The following is a 15,271-nucleotide window of genomic DNA, read 5'->3' on the forward strand; positions in this document are numbered from 1 at the left end:
ATGTCTTGCATGAACGGCCTGCTACCCAGGAATTCAAGGACCGACGACGGCAAGAACAGCAAGAGCTGAAGGTTGCCCAAGGCAGCCTTCAGCTATGACAAATTTTCCCCGGACACTAGTGATGCTCTGCGTGGGAATGCACCTTCTGACGCTCTGCGTGGTGCAGATACTCGACGTGAAGCGTCAGACAAGCGTTACCACGCGGAGCGTGGGAACGATCACATACTCTGCGTGGGCACAGTCACAGTCACAGTCACAGTCACACAGTGTGGGCAGCATCGGCACGAACTCGGCGTGTCTGGCACCACCTCGCAAACGCTCCAGAACCAAACACTCTCACAATACGAAAACGCCCCGAATCACTCGGGGCGCCCTCGTTTTATACCTCGACCTCAAATCTAATCAATGGGAAACCGCCCCACTGGCCCCAAGCCCTGTCTGCGACCGTACAAACTGCGGGAAGAACAGCGCACGCTCACCTTCGGCCGCTTTCGACTTATCCGTCACCGAGAAGAACCAGATCCCGACGAACGCAATGATGATCGAGAAAAACGCTGGATACTCATAGGGGAAGATCGCCTTCTCATGATGCAGAATCTGCACCCAGATGGTCGGCCCGAGAATCATCAGCACCACCGCGCTGATCAGCCCCATCCAGCCGCCGATCATCGCGCCACGCGTGGTCAGGTTCTTCCAATACATCGAAAGCAGCAACACAGGGAAGTTACAGCTGGCCGCGATCGAGAACGCCAGGCCAACCATGAACGCAATGTTCTGACTTTCGAAGGCGATACCCAGCAGGATCGCCACGATCGCCAGCGCAATGGTGGTGATCTTCGACACCCGGATTTCATCTTTCTCGTTGGCTTTCCCGGCCTTGATCACACTGGCGTACAGGTCGTGCGACACTGCCGAGGCACCGGCCAGGGTCAGGCCGGCAACCACCGCCAGAATGGTCGCGAACGCCACCGCCGAGATGAAGCCCAGGAACAGGCTGCCACCGACCGCGTTGGCCAGGTGCACCGCCGCCATGTTGTTGCCACCCAACAGCGCACCCGCTGCATCCTTGAACGCCGGATTGGTGCTGACCAGCAGGATCGCGCCGAAACCGATGATAAAGGTCAGGATATAGAAGTAGCCGATGAAGCCGGTCGCATACAGGACCGATTTACGCGCTTCCTTGGCATCGCTCACGGTGAAAAAGCGCATCAGGATATGCGGCAGGCCCGCGGTGCCGAACATCAGCGCAAGCCCCAGCGAAAACGCCGAGATCGGGTCCTTCACCAGGCCGCCAGGACTCATGATGGCTTCGCCTTTGGGGTGCACTTTCACCGCTTCGGAGAACAGCACGTTGAAGTCGAAGTTGACGTGTTTCATGACCATGAAGGCCATGAACGTCGCGCCGGACAACAACAGCACCGCCTTGATGATCTGCACCCAGGTGGTGGCCAGCATGCCGCCGAACAATACATAGAGGCACATCAGGATGCCGACCAGCACCACCGCAACGCTGTAATCCAGGCCGAATAACAACTGGATCAACTTGCCGGCGCCGACCATCTGCGCAATCAGGTAGAAGGCCACCACCACCAGCGAACCACAGGCGGACAGGGTGCGAATTTCCTTTTGCTTCAAACGGTATGAAGCCACGTCGGCGAAGGTGTATTTGCCCAGGTTGCGCAGGCGCTCGGCGATCAGGAACAGAATGATCGGCCAGCCGACCAGAAAGCCGATCGAATAAATCAGGCCGTCGTAACCGGAGGCGTACACCAGGGCAGAGATACCCAGGAAAGACGCCGCCGACATGTAGTCACCGGCGATGGCAAGGCCGTTCTGGAAACCGGTGATCTTGCCGCCTGCGGCGTAGTAATCCGCTGCCGATTTGTTTTTCTTGGCCGCCCAGTAGGTGACACACAGCGTAAACCCGACAAAGACCACAAACATGATGATCGCGGCGACGTTGAGCGGTTGTTTCTGCACGGCGCCAGTCAGGGCATCCGCCGCCCAGAGTGTCGGTGCGAAAGCCGCAAAACCCAAGGCTGCAAACAGGCGTCGGCTCATTGTTGGGCCTCCTTCAGGATCGCGTTGTTCAGCGCATCGAATTCACCGTTCGCACGACGAACATAGATGGCGGTCAGCACGAAGGCCGAGATGATCAGCCCTACGCCGATGGGCATCCCCCAGGTAATGGATGACGTGGCGCTGAGTTTGGCGCCGAGAATCTGAGGCCCGTACGCAATCAGCAGGATAAAGGCGGCATACAGTGCAAGCATGATCGCCGAGAGAATCCAGGCGAATCGTTCCCTTTTCGAGACCAGCTCCTTGAAACGGGGGCTGTTCTGAATCGAGAGGTAAATGCTGTCGTTCATTGTTTTTGTCCTCGCAGCACAGATGGATGTCACGTCTGGCACTTTAGTCGGCTCTGGAGCGCACTCCAGACGACCTTAGTATTAGAACGACATTAGTTGATGCACGCGGGGTTGCACTTTTATTAATGAAAGGAAAAGGAGCGGCACGTCTGGCGCAAGAAGCGTTGAATGTATCGACCGAAGCCGTCCATACAAGGTCCAGCCGCCGCACACTGGATTTTACCCAGCAGCAGGCCATCGCTCCTTGTTGCCTGCGATCTGGCGCAAAGCAACAGTAAATCGGCGTCACGGTGCGTAAGAGGTGTAAGTCCTCTGGGTAGGAAGCCGTTTTGCAGCAGATCGGCAAGCCCGCGCCCAGACCCTCGGGACAAGCGAGCGGGCGCAGGCCAATACAAAACCGCCGGGTAATCGCTCACCCGGCGGTTTCTTTGAACGATGAAATCTTTCGCAACTTACTGACCGGTCCACTCCTTGACGCGATCCGGGTGCTTGGCGACCCAATCCTTGGCGGCGGCTTCAGGTTTGGCGCCGTCCTGGATGGCGAGCATGACTTCGCCGATCTCATCCTTGCCGCTCCACTGGAATTTCTTCAGGAATTCGATGACTTCCGGCGCCTTGGCTGCAAGATCCTTGCTGCCGACGTTATCCACGGTCTCAGCTGCACCGTAGACGCCCTTGGGGTCTTCAAGGAACTTGAGTTTCCATTTGGCGAACATCCAGTGCGGCACCCAGCCGGTCACGGCAATGGATTCTTTCTTGTTTTCAGCGCGAGTCAGCTCGGCAATCATGCCGGCACCGGAACTGGCCTGCAGTTTGTAACCGTCCAGGCCGTAGTCCTTGATGGCCTGATCGGTCTTGATCATCACGCCTGAACCGGCGTCGATGCCAACGATTTTCTTCTTGAACGACTCGTCGGTTTTCAGATCGGCGACCGAGTTGGCTTTCACATACTCGGGCACGATCAGGCCGATCTTGGCGTCCTTGAAGTTAGGACCGTAGTCGGTGACCTTGTCCTTGTTCTTCTCCCAGTATTCGCCATGGGTCACTGGCAGCCAGGCGGATAGCATCATGTCCAGTTTGCCGGTGGCAACGCCTTGCCACATGATTCCGGCGGCAACGGCCTGCAGTTTCACCGGGTAGCCCAGCTTTTCCTTGATCACTTCAGCGGCCACGTTGGTGGTCGCAACGCTGTCGGACCAACCGTCCACATAGCCGATGCTCAGTTCAGGCTTGTCGGCGCCAAGGGCCAGCGTGGAACTGATGGCAAGGGCCATAACGGCACCCGCACCCAGGATATTTCGCATTTTCATCGTTACTTCCCCGGTAGTCCTGCACCCGACGGCGGTCGGGTATCGTTGACGTTTTTTTAAGCCTGCTGAACTTGCCCGCATTTGGCGCACCGCACGGCTTTCACGCTTGAACCACATGCCTGCTCAGCAGCATGGGCTGAGTGGACCAAACGATCATCAACCCCTGCCCACCTTGTGCCTTTCCTGTCAACGACACTCAGGCAGCGGGAAACGACATCACTGCGCCATCAACGACACCCAGGTCGTAAAAAGGGCCGTAGTCCGTCCGAAAATTGCATGCCTTGAAACCGTTGTGAATGTTTGAGCCATGGGCCGTAAACGCAAGCGAGCGAGCAGCATGCTGATTCGCCGCGTGAGGCTTATAGCTTAAGCCTGCTGCTAAGCTAAGATGCCGGCCTTCTGCACTACTTTGGCTCGATCATGTCCGGCACTTCCCGCTTGCCTGTTTTGACTTACCTTTGCTCTTTTTTGTTGGCCGTGCTCGCCGTATGCGGCTACTGGTATAGCCTCGGCAAGCCGGTGGTTCTTCCAGATGCCGCCACGCCCAGTCACAAGCTTCAATGCGCCTCCTACACGCCGTTCGACAAGGATCAGTCGCCGTTCGACCAGCCGTTCACCCTGCGTCCGGCGCGGATGGATGCCGACCTGGCACTGCTGGCAACGCGTTTCGACTGTATTCGCACCTACTCGATGACGGGCCTTGAAGCCATTCCACAGCTGGCCCGCAAACATGGCCTGAAGCTGATGCTTGGTGCCTGGGTTAACGCCAATCCAGTGGATACGGCCAAGGAAGTCGATGCGTTGATCAAGGCAGCCAATGCCTACCCGGATGTGGTCAGCGCCGTGATCGTCGGCAACGAGACCCTGTTGCGTAAAGAGGTGACGGGCGCACAGCTGGCGAAACTGATTCGTCAGGTAAAAGCCCAGGTCAAGCAGCCGGTGACGTATGCCGATGTCTGGGAATACTGGCTGCAATACCCTGAAGTGGCGCCTGCGGTGGATTTTCTGACGATCCACCTGCTGCCTTATTGGGAAGATGATCCCAAGGGGATCGATGACGCGCTGGCCCATGTCGCGCAGATCCGCCAGACCTTTGGCAATCAGTTCGCGCCCAAGGACATTCTGATCGGCGAGACCGGTTGGCCCAGCGAAGGACGTCAACGCGAAACCGCCCTGCCGAGCCGGGTCAACGAGGCGAAATTCATTCGCGCTTTCGTCGCCATGGCCGAGCAGAAAGGCTGGCACTACAACCTCATCGAGGCGTTTGACCAGCCCTGGAAGCGTGCAGCCGAAGGTGCGGTAGGAGGTTATTGGGGGCTGTTCGATGCTGACCGTCAGGAAAAAGGCGTGCTGGCAGGCCCCGTGTCCAACCTGCAGTACTGGCCGTTATGGCTGACGGTCAGCGGGTTGATCAGCCTGCTGGCATTGGCGCTGGCCGGCCCTGTCCGCCAGCCGCACAACGCGCTGATCCTGCCATTGCTCGCGGCATTGGGCGGATGCTGCATCGGCACCTGGGGTGAACTGGCGCGGGTGACCAGTCGCTTCGCCGGCGAATACGCTTGGGCCTTGGCATTGGTTGTGCTGAATGTGCTGGTGCTGGCCCATGCGGCGCTGGTGTTGTCCGACAGGCAAGGATGGCGTAGCCGTGGGTTCATCTGGTTCGAAGCCAGGGCGGGCTGGTGGCTGAGTGCCGCGGGGTTCGCAGCGGCCGTGATGATGCTGGACATGGTGTTTGACCCCCGCTACCGCAGCTTCGCTACGCCGACATTGTGGCTGCCTGCCCTGTTCTATTTGATGAGGCCGGTCAGCGCACCTCGCCGTGAGATCGCGCTGCTGGCGTTAATCGTCGCTGTTGGGATCGTCCCCCAGTTATACCGCGAGGGTTTGGGTAATCCCCAGGCCCTGGCTTGGGCAGCGGTCAGCGTACTGATGACGCTGGCGCTCTGGCGAAGCTGGCAAGTCAGCGCGCGCTCGCCTGTGGTTCAACCGACCCCGCCCCCTGAGCCAAAGCACACGCCGAGGTAACGCTTCGCGCAACCCATTGTGTTACCGCTGACAACATTCGAAGACAGAATACGGGTAACACGGAAACAGATTGTGCAGATTTCCGGCCAGCTCCATTTCATCTGATTGCGCAAGATGCTGATTTAAAAGGACTTATAAAAGTTGGCACGGCACCTGCTATATCTCTTGCATAACAAGAACAAAATGTGAAAAACCAATAAAAATAAGATGAATCGGCTCTGACATAACAAGAACAACGGCACAGAGACGTAGCCAACAGATTTTTTTGGAGTAGATGTGCTTTACAGAGGCCCTGGCCTCGCAGCCCGACCGAGAACAATAAAACTACCCTCAGGTAGCGTCCAAAACGGGTTGGATCCTCGCCACTGGCATAGGATCGAAGCGGATTAGCGCTCAAAAAAATACGTTTGCTCTTGTATCCCGGATGGGGATCATTGAAAAACGCTGTAAAGGGAACGGTTGCCAAAAACAATAACAGACCGCCCAAAATAATAAGAAAGAGCACGTGCAACGATTTAAAGGGGAGCCTCGGCTCCCCTTTATGCTATCTGCGGTTTGAGTTGAATGGAGGTGGGTTGCGATCAAGAGCTGCAGAACCGCGGCGGATACAGCTCCCCTGCGCACTCCGGGCAGAAACCTGTTCAGGCAGCCCGCACTAACCGCACCCCCGCAATCACCACTGCGAACACCGCCAGGCTGGCCGAGTACAACACCAGCGCCAGTATCCCCAGCAGCAGCCCTAAAACAGCCAGCACTTGCCCGACCTTGCGGGGAATGAAAAACGCAATCAGCGAGACGATCAGCGCGCTCCAGCCAAACACTCCAAGGTAGATCAGCAGCCCAAGGTTCGAACGCACGACGCACTGCCAGCGCAACGCATCCTCGGCACAGGCCCCTACCCACTTCACGTCTTCCATCAACCCATACCTGAGGCCATAGCCAAGGACGAGCCACAGGGCCAAGGCTCCAATCAACAACAGCAACGACAAACGACGTGGCACGGAATGTTCCAGATCTGGGAAAATGGCGCCCAGCATATCCGCAGTCAGCCCCGGACAAGAACCACAACACATAAAAAGCACAGGCTGCCACGCCGAAAGCGGCAGAACGTGTATTGTCGCCTACGATTTGTACGGGGCTGCGCAAAAATAATGTAAAAATGCCACTATGGCACTTTTTTCATTCACCCTGTGTCATAGCCTGCGTATCTCAACAGCACTTCTTTCCCAAGGGATTTAGTCATGCTTCGTTTTCTACGCCTCGCCGCCCTCTCAGGCGGCTTGTTCTTGAGTGCGTCCGTGATGGCGGTCGATATCGATCCGTCCAGCTATGGCTTCCCTCTGACCAACCCGTTCGAAGCGACCATCGCCACGACGCCTCCTGATTTGCGAGCCAAGGTCCCGGATGACGCAGACATCGATCAGGATGATTACAGCCTGACCCTGCGCCCCGACCGCGAGTTCACCCTCCCGGACAACTTCTGGGCCGTGAAGAAACTCCATTATCGCCTGGCCAGGCAGGACCATCCGGCGCCGCTGATCTTCCTGATCGCCGGCACCGGTGCCCCTTACAACAGCACCCTCAATGAATACCTCAAACGGCTTTACTACGGAGCCGGGTATAACGTCGTACAGCTGTCGTCTCCGACCAGCTACGATTTCATGAGCGCTGCTTCACGTTTTGCTACCCCTGGGGTCACTTCCGAAGATGCCGAAGACCTTTATCGCGTGATGCAGGCAGTGCGTGCCCAGCAGAACAAACTGCAGGTCACCGATTACTACCTTACCGGCTACAGCCTTGGGGCGCTGGACGCAGCGTTCGTCAGCAAGCTGGACGAGACCCGTCGCAGCTTCAACTTCAAGAAAGTGCTGTTGATCAATCCGCCCGTCAACCTATACACCTCGATCACCAATCTGGACAAAATGGTCCAGACCGAGGTGAAGGGCATCACCAACAGCACCACGTTCTATGAACTGGTGCTGCAAAAACTGACGCGCTACTTCCGCGAAAAAGGTTACATCGACCTTAACGATGCGCTGCTGTATGACTTCCAGCAATCCAAGCAGCATCTGTCCAACGAACAAATGGCCATGCTGATCGGCACCTCGTTTCGCTTCTCCGCCGCCGACATCGCCTTCACCTCGGACCTGATCAACCGCCGCGGCCTGATCACCCCGCCAAAGACCCCGATCAGCGAAGGCACCAGCCTGTCACCTTTCTTCAAACGTGCGTTGCAGTGCGACTTCGACTGCTACGTCACCGAGCAAGTCATACCGATGTGGCGTGCACGCACCGACGGCGGCAGCCTGCTGCAGCTGGTCGATCAGGTCAGCCTGTACGCGATCAAGGATTACCTGAGCAACAGCAAGAAGATCGCGGTGATGCACAACGCCGATGACGTGATCCTGGGCCCTGGTGACCTCGGATTTCTGCGCAAGACCTTTGGCGATCGCCTGACGATTTACCCGTACGGCGGTCATTGCGGCAACATGAACTATCGCGTCAACAGCGACGCCATGCTGGAGTTTTTCCGTGGCTAAACGTCTATTGCTTATTGCCGCCCTGCTGTGCGCAGGCGCCGTGCACGCGGCCGATGCGCCGATCGTTTCCCAGGCAGCTCCCGTGCAGCGGGTCGACACCCCGGATGGCTTTACCGAGCCTCTGAAGTCGCTGAAATTCAACCCCGGCCTGGACGCCCAGGAATTCGAACGCGCCTCGCTCAACGCCCTAAACGTCTACGACCCGCTGGAGTCGTGGAACCGTCGGGTGTACCACTTCAACTATCGCTTCGATGAATGGGTCTTCCTGCCGGTGGTCAACGGCTATAAATACATCACGCCAAGCTTCTTGCGCACCGGCGTCAGTAACTTCTTCAGCAACCTGGGTGACGTACCCAACCTGCTCAACAGCCTTCTGCAGTTCAAGGGCAAGCGCTCGATGTCGACCACCGGCCGCCTGCTCATCAATACCACGCTGGGCATTGCCGGGCTGTGGGATCCGGCCACGATGATGGGACTGCCCAAGCAGAGCGAAGACTTCGGCCAGACCCTGGGTTTCTACGGCGTGCCTGCCGGCCCTTACTTTGTACTGCCGATCCTGGGTCCGTCGAACTTCCGTGACACCGGCGGCCTGGTGTTCGACTTTGCAGCCGAATCGCAGATCAACTTCCTGAACGTCTCGCAGGTCAGCGAAGACCATCCTGAGTTGTATCTGCTACGTGCGATCGACCGTCGCTACACCACCAGCTTCCGCTACGGCCAAATGAACTCGCCGTTCGAGTATGAAAAAGTGCGGTATGTGTACACCGAAGCGCGCAAGTTGCAGATTTCGGAGTAAGTCATGTTTACCTGTAGCGGCATGGCGTGCCGCTACAGGCAGCTCTCCCTGCAAAAATCATCTAACAACCCGATCAATCCCCCGCAAAAACCTCATCCATCCATCGCTGCGACAGGCATACCATAGGCGCCATTCCCCTCTTCAGGAGTGAGCCCCGTGTCTCAATTTCGCCAAGTCCTTCAGATCCACGCCGGTCAGCCCACCTCGGATGGCGCGGGCGTCAAGTTGACGCGGGTTTTTGGTGGCCGTGGTGTCGAACTGTTCGATCCGTTTTTGATGCTCGACGAATTCGGCTCGGACAAACCCGACGACTACATCGCCGGCTTCCCGCCGCATCCGCACCGCGGCTTCGAAACGGTGACCTACATGCTCGAAGGCCGTATGCGCCACGAAGACCACATGGGCAACGTTGGCTTGCTGCAGGGTGGTGGCGTGCAATGGATGACCGCCGCCCGTGGCGTGATCCACAGCGAAATGCCAGAGCAGGAGCAAGGTGTGATGCGCGGCTTTCAGCTGTGGCTGAACCTGCCGGGCAAATCGAAGATGGGCGACGCCGGTTACGACGATATCCAGCCGGAGCGCATCGCGCGAGTCACGACGCAGAACGACGTCGAGGTGGTTGTCATCGCCGGACAATTCGATGACGGCCAGGTGCGGCAAGCCGGTGTTGTGCAACGCCCGGACACCGAGCCGCAATATTTCGACTTTCACATGCCAGCGGGTACGAAGATCAACCCGAAGGTACCCCAGGGCCATCGCGTACTGTTGTACGTATACGAGGGCGAAGTCGAGATTGCCGGGCATGGCCAGAAACTCGGCAAGAGTCGTCTGGCGCGGTTGTCGGAACATGGCGAGCTGCAACTGAGTACGACGACCGGCGCCAATGTCTTGCTGATCGCCGGTAAACCGCTGGGCGAACCCATCGTGCAATACGGGCCGTTCGTGATGAACACCCGCGAGGAGATCGAACAGGCACTGCGTGACTTGCGCAATGACACGTTGACAGCGTAATCGTCGGCCCCTCTGGCCGACGCAATTACAGGTCAATCCGGTAAAGCCGCGACGCCTAAAAACTTCATCAACTGGTCCTTCTGGGCCATTGCATCGCGGCGACCTAACTCGATCAGTTCACTGCAGTAGCCCGATTCAAACAGCAAATAACTCAACACGCCCGCCCCGCTCGTCTTGGTCGCACCCGGTCCTCGCAAGAACGTACGCAGGGCCGGCGGCAGTTCGCGGCGATGGCGGGCAGCGATTTCGTCGAGGGGCTGGCTCGGTGAAATCACCAACACTTCAACCGGCGCCAGGGACTGAGCGGGAGTGGGCTGTTCCGAGACCCGAGGGGAAGGCTCGGGCGGCGCAGGCAGCATCCGGCTCAACAGATTAAGCCGCTCAAGTAACTCGATATCGCTCTCCAGGCTGTCGATGAAGGTGCTATTGAGCATGTGCCCGCTGATCTGCGCCAGGCTCGGCTGGACGCCGCTCACTGCGCGCTGCACGGGCTTGTTCGCACCCGGCCCGCGTGGGTTGCCGCTGACCCCGACCACCAACACCCGGTTGGCCCCCAGGTGCAGGGCCGGGCTGATTGGCGCTGACTGACGCACCGCGCCGTCGCCGAAATACTCGTGCGCCAGTTTTACCGGGGCAAACAGCAGCGGAATCGCGGAACTGGCGAGCAGGTGATCCACGGTGAGTTGAGTCGGCAAACCGATGCGCCGGTGCCGCAGCCACGAATCGATGGTGCCTTTGCCCTGATAGAAGGTAACCGCCTGTCCCGACTCGTAACCAAACGCCGTGACCGCAACCGCGCGCAAGTGCCGGGCCTCGATCGCCTCTTCGATTCCGGCCAGGTTGAGGCGCTCGGTCAGCAGATCCCTGAGCGGAGAACTGTTAAGCAACGCCACGGGCACCTGCTTGCGCCCGATGCCCAGCAAGCTGCGCCCGAAGAATCTGGCGGCCTGGCGAATAACGCCGGCCCAGTCGCTACGCAATACCTGATGACTGCGAAAGCTCTGCCAGAAAAGGGTCAATTCATGAATGGCGGTGCGAAATTGTGCGGCGCCGCTGGCCAGCTTCACCGCGTTGATGGCGCCGGCCGAGGTGCCGACGATGACCGGAAAAGGATTTTTTGCACCCACCGGCAGAAGATCAGCAATCCCTGCCAGCACGCCGACCTGGTACGCAGCCCTGGCACCACCGCCGGAAAGAATCAACCCGGTAACCGGCTCCACGCCCACCGCGACCGTTGAAGCGCCGGTGATTGGTTTTTGTTCGATTGCGCTCGTCGTCATAAAGGCTCAGCCCTCGGTGTCAGCCACGCTTTTTATACAGTTTCGGCTCGCCCGGCGGTCGACTTTTGAAGCGCCGGTGAGCCCACAGGTATTGCTCGGGACAAGCGGTCACTGCGCGCTCGACCCACTGATTGATGCGCACGCAATCGGCCTCATCGTTTTCACCGGGGAAATCGCTCAGCGGCGGATGAATCACCAGTTTGTAACCGCTGCCGTCGGCCAGACGCTGCTGAGTGAACGGCACCACCCGTGCGTGCCCAAGCTTGGCGAACTTGCTGGTGGCGGGCACGGTGGCGGCCTGGATGCCGAACAGCGGTACGAACAGACTCTGCTTGGCGCCGTAGTCCTGGTCGGGGGCGTACCAGATGGCGCGCCCCTTGCGCAGTTGCTTGATCATGCCGCGTACGTCTTCGCGCTCGACCGCGATGGAATCCAGGTTGTGCCGCTCGCGACCACGGCGTTGCACGTAGTCGAACAGTGGGTTCTTGTGCTCGCGGTACATACCATCGATGGTGTGCTGCTGGCCGAGCAAGGCGGCTCCGATCTCCAGGGTCGTAAAGTGCAGAGCCATGAGAATCACACCCTGCCCCTCAAGCTGCGGTTGCTTGAGATGCTGCAACCCTTCGATATGCGCGAGCCTGGCCAGACGCGGTTTGCTCCACCACCAGCTCATGGCCATTTCAAAAAAGGCGATGCCAGTCGAAGCGAAGTTCTCCTTGAGCAGGCGCTTGCGCTCGGCCTTCGAGTACTGCGGGAAACACAGCTGAAGATTGCGCGCGGCGATGACCCGGCGGTCGGTGGCGAAGTAATACATGACCCGGCCAAGCGCACGGCCGATGACCACCAGCATTCGGAACGGCAACTGCACCACCAGCCAGAGCAGACCCAGGCCCAGCCAAAGCGGCCAGAAGCGCGGATGAAGAAATTGAGCTCGAAAACGCGGGCGTTCCATTACAGCTTCCGTCAAGGCAAAGGCGGGCATTCTACATCGGTTCGGCGCGTTTCGTGACGCTTCGTCGGATGCGGCTCGCTTGCGACTCGCGGGCGTTCTCGTTATAAGTCTCGGCACTTTTAGTGACAAGCCGCTGTATGCCGACATGAGCCAAATCGAATTGCAAGACAAGGAACCGGTGTTCCAGTTGAAGGGCAGCATGCTGGCCATCACCGTGCTGGAACTGGGCCGCAACAACCTCGAAGCGCTGGATCGTCAACTGGCGGTCAAAGTCGCCCAGGCGCCGAATTTTTTCAGCAACACCCCGCTGGTACTGGCACTGGACAAGCTGCCAGCTAACGAAGGCGCGATCGATCTGCCGGCGATGATGCGCATCTGTCGCCAGCATGGTTTGCGGACCCTGGCCATTCGCGCCAATCGCATCGAAGACATCGCCGCAGCCATCGCCATCGACCTGCCGGTCCTGCCACCCTCGGGCGCACGGGAACGGCCGCTCGATCCGACGGAAGGCGAGATCAGGAAAAAGCCCGAAATTATTGAAAAACCACCCGAGCCGTTGATCAAGCCGACCAAGATAATCACTGCCCCCGTGCGTGGCGGCCAGCAGATCTACGCCCAGGGTTCGGACCTGGTGGTGATTTCCTCGGTCAGCCCGGGCGCGGAACTTCTCGCCGATGGCAACATCCATGTGTATGGCCCGATGCGAGGCCGGGCACTGGCGGGTATCAAGGGCGATACCAAGGCGCGGATTTTCTGTCAGCAGATGGTCGCCGAACTGATCTCCATCGCCGGGCAATACAAGGTTTCCGAAGACTTGCGCAGAGATCCGCTGTGGGGCGCAGGGGTCCAGATCAGTCTGTCCGGCGACGTGTTGAACATCACCCGTCTTTAACGGATACTGCGCCATTTTCAAAGCCATTCTGATTCGTCGCAAAAACGATGCACAGGGAAAGGAAATCCGGGAAATTCATTTGTTTTCTCGAACCATGGGCCTCACAAGGCGCTCGCCTGCACCCTTGCTCGAACCACCGCTACGTTCCGAGTGGCTAATCAGGGACTAAAAATCCTTTTCCTCTAGGGGTGATACACCTTGGCCAAGATTCTCGTGGTTACATCCGGCAAGGGTGGTGTGGGCAAGACCACCACCAGCGCCGCTATCGGTACCGGCCTCGCTTTGCGCGGCCACAAAACAGTCATCGTCGACTTCGACGTCGGCCTGCGTAACCTCGACCTGATCATGGGTTGCGAACGCCGGGTAGTGTATGACTTCGTCAACGTGGTCAACGGCGAAGCGAACCTTCAACAGGCGCTGATCAAAGATAAGAAGATCGAAGGCCTTTACGTTCTAGCCGCCAGCCAGACTCGCGACAAGGACGCGCTGACCAAGGAAGGCGTGGAAAAAGTCCTGATGGAACTCAAGGAATCCTTCGAGTACATCGTCTGCGACTCCCCGGCCGGTATCGAGACGGGCGCTCACCTGGCGATGTACTTCGCCGATGAAGCGATCGTGGTCACCAACCCTGAAGTGTCGTCGGTGCGTGACTCGGACCGCATGCTGGGCCTGCTGGCCAGCAAATCCCGTCGCGCCGAACGTGGCGAAGACCCGATCAAGGAGCACCTTCTGCTGACCCGCTACAACCCCGAGCGGGTCAGCAAGGGCGAAATGCTCGGCGTCGAAGACGTCAAGGAAATCCTCGCGGTGACCCTGCTGGGCGTGATTCCTGAATCCCAGGCAGTGCTCAAGGCTTCCAACCAGGGCGTGCCGGTCATCCTCGACGACCAGAGCGACGCTGGCCAGGCATACAGCGATGCAGTGGACCGCCTGTTAGGCAAAGACCGCGAGCACCGTTTCCTGGACGTACAGAAAAAAGGATTTTTCGAACGTCTGTTCGGGGGTAATTAATGAGTATTTTTGACTTCTTTCGTGCCAACAAAAAGCCAAGCACCGCGTCGGTAGCGAAAGAGCGTCTACAGATCATCGTGGCGCACGAACGCGGCCAACGCAGCACTCCGGATTACCTGCCAGCCTTGCAGAAGGAATTGGTCGAGGTGATCCGCAAATACGTCAATATCGGCAACGATGACGTGCATGTCGCGTTGGAAAACGACGGCAGCTGCTCGATTCTGGAACTCAATATCACCCTGCCTGATCGTTGATCGAAAAGGCAGTCGCCACGGCGGCTCTGTTGCCCGGATCCTTCGCAGGATCCTGGGTGATCGAGCCGCCGTTGGCGTTTGTTACGAAGCCGTTTTGTGCCCTGGGCGTGTTGACGCTGGGGGCGTTTAGCTACGAGGCTGTTCGATGCCGCTGTCCAATGTTCATATTCTCCATCAGGACGACGCCGTTCTAGTGGTGAACAAGCCTACCCTGCTGCTCTCGGTGCCTGGTCGTGCCGATGACAACAAGGATTGTCTGATTACCCGCCTGCAGGAAAACGGCTATCCCGAGGCGCGTATCGTCCACCGCCTGGATTGGGAAACGTCGGGGATCATCCTGCTGGCTCGCGATGCGGACACCCATCGGGAGTTGTCCCGGCAGTTTCACGATCGGGAAACGGAAAAGGCCTACACCGCACTGGCCTGGGGGCAACCGACGTTGGACAGCGGGAGCATTGACCTGCCTTTGCGCTACGACCCGCCTACCAAACCGCGGCATGTGGTCGATCATGAGCTGGGCAAGCATGCGCTGACGTTCTGGAAGGTGCTGGAGCGCTATGACACTCATTGTCGCGTCGAGCTGACACCGATTACCGGGCGCTCGCATCAGTTACGGGTGCACATGTTATCGATCGGGCATCCGTTGCTGGGGGATGGGTTGTATGCACATCCTGAGGCGTTAGCGGCTTATCCGCGGTTGTGTCTGCACGCGAGTATGCTGGCGTTTACCCATCCGGCGACGGGTGAGCGGATGCGGTTTGAGTGTCCTGCACCGTTTTGACAGGCCGTAGTGGCGCTGACTTGGGATCGGGATCGTTCCCACGCTCTGCG

General features: G+C 58.5%; 14 protein-coding genes. 8 read left to right on the plus strand and 6 right to left on the minus strand.

The features are described 5' to 3' along the window. Nucleotides 1–402: 402 nt before the first annotated feature. The 3 genes from B3I26_RS25805 to B3I26_RS25815 all read right to left on the minus strand — a co-directional run bounded on the left by B3I26_RS25805 (nt 403) and on the right by B3I26_RS25815 (nt 3,679). Nucleotides 403–2,061, minus strand: coding sequence for a cation acetate symporter (locus B3I26_RS25805; RefSeq protein WP_296262017.1), 1,659 nt, complete (start codon nt 2,059–2,061; stop codon nt 403–405). Next, nucleotides 2,058–2,369 (minus strand): DUF485 domain-containing protein, encoded by a 312-nt coding sequence (locus tag B3I26_RS25810; protein WP_296262019.1) that lies wholly within the window; start codon nt 2,367–2,369, stop codon nt 2,058–2,060. Before B3I26_RS25810 ends, B3I26_RS25805 begins: the two co-directional genes overlap by 4 nt. A gap of 452 nt (nt 2,370–2,821) precedes the next feature. Continuing rightward, complete coding sequence (locus tag B3I26_RS25815) at nt 2,822–3,679, minus strand: glycine betaine ABC transporter substrate-binding protein (protein ID WP_296262022.1); 858 nt, start codon at nt 3,677–3,679, stop codon at nt 2,822–2,824. Between the two features lie 420 nt (nt 3,680–4,099). Between B3I26_RS25815 and B3I26_RS25820 the strand changes: the two genes are divergently transcribed. Further along, entirely contained in the window at nt 4,100–5,704 is a 1,605-nt protein-coding gene (locus B3I26_RS25820) for a glycosyl hydrolase family 17 protein (RefSeq protein WP_296262025.1), read from the plus strand. A 641-nt stretch (nt 5,705–6,345) separates the two neighbouring features. Here B3I26_RS25820 and B3I26_RS25825 read toward each other — a convergent pair. Then, the gene (locus B3I26_RS25825; RefSeq protein ID WP_409522105.1) at nt 6,346–6,741 is read right to left on the minus strand and encodes a hypothetical protein; all 396 of its coding nucleotides are present in this window, start codon (nt 6,739–6,741) and stop codon (nt 6,346–6,348) included. Nucleotides 6,742–6,945: 204 nt separating this feature from the next. Between B3I26_RS25825 and B3I26_RS25830 the strand changes: the two genes are divergently transcribed. From B3I26_RS25830 to B3I26_RS25840, 3 genes are all read left to right on the plus strand, one after another. After that, entirely contained in the window at nt 6,946–8,244 is a 1,299-nt protein-coding gene (locus B3I26_RS25830; RefSeq protein ID WP_296262031.1) for a serine/threonine protein kinase, read from the plus strand. Then, a complete protein-coding gene (locus B3I26_RS25835; protein ID WP_296262034.1) occupies nt 8,237–9,040 on the plus strand; it encodes an MlaA family lipoprotein in 804 nt (267 codons plus the stop codon). The genes B3I26_RS25830 and B3I26_RS25835 overlap by 8 nt, the downstream gene beginning before the upstream one ends. A gap of 156 nt (nt 9,041–9,196) precedes the next feature. After that, the gene (locus B3I26_RS25840; protein ID WP_296262036.1) at nt 9,197–10,051 is read left to right on the plus strand and encodes a pirin family protein; all 855 of its coding nucleotides are present in this window, start codon (nt 9,197–9,199) and stop codon (nt 10,049–10,051) included. A gap of 32 nt (nt 10,052–10,083) precedes the next feature. Here the strand turns inward: B3I26_RS25840 and B3I26_RS25845 are convergent, their stop codons facing one another. Beyond that, the gene (locus B3I26_RS25845; RefSeq protein WP_296262038.1) at nt 10,084–11,331 is read right to left on the minus strand and encodes a patatin-like phospholipase family protein; all 1,248 of its coding nucleotides are present in this window, start codon (nt 11,329–11,331) and stop codon (nt 10,084–10,086) included. A gap of 19 nt (nt 11,332–11,350) precedes the next feature. Beyond that, nucleotides 11,351–12,283, minus strand: a complete 933-nt coding sequence (locus B3I26_RS25850; RefSeq protein ID WP_296262040.1) for a lipid A biosynthesis lauroyl acyltransferase — start codon at nt 12,281–12,283, stop codon at nt 11,351–11,353. Between the two features lie 145 nt (nt 12,284–12,428). Here B3I26_RS25850 and minC point away from each other — a divergent pair, with 145 nt between their 5' ends. The 4 genes from minC (at nt 12,429) to B3I26_RS25870 (ending at nt 15,221) form a co-directional block, all read left to right on the plus strand. Further along, complete coding sequence (gene minC, locus B3I26_RS25855; protein ID WP_296262042.1) at nt 12,429–13,175, plus strand: septum site-determining protein MinC; 747 nt, start codon at nt 12,429–12,431, stop codon at nt 13,173–13,175. Between the two features lie 198 nt (nt 13,176–13,373). Next, nucleotides 13,374–14,186, plus strand: a complete 813-nt coding sequence (minD, locus tag B3I26_RS25860; protein ID WP_296262044.1) for a septum site-determining protein MinD — start codon at nt 13,374–13,376, stop codon at nt 14,184–14,186. Continuing rightward, on the plus strand, nt 14,186–14,440 hold the full coding sequence (gene minE, locus B3I26_RS25865; protein WP_037013831.1) for a cell division topological specificity factor MinE: 255 nt from the start codon (nt 14,186–14,188) through the stop codon (nt 14,438–14,440). Before minD ends, minE begins: the two co-directional genes overlap by 1 nt. Before the next feature lie 145 nt (nt 14,441–14,585). Beyond that, nucleotides 14,586–15,221, plus strand: coding sequence for an RluA family pseudouridine synthase (locus B3I26_RS25870; RefSeq protein WP_296262052.1), 636 nt, complete (start codon nt 14,586–14,588; stop codon nt 15,219–15,221). Nucleotides 15,222–15,271: the final 50 nt, after the last annotated feature.

This window comes from Pseudomonas sp. UBA5706, from assembly GCF_002419965.1.
Classification (GTDB): domain Bacteria; phylum Pseudomonadota; class Gammaproteobacteria; order Pseudomonadales; family Pseudomonadaceae; genus Aquipseudomonas.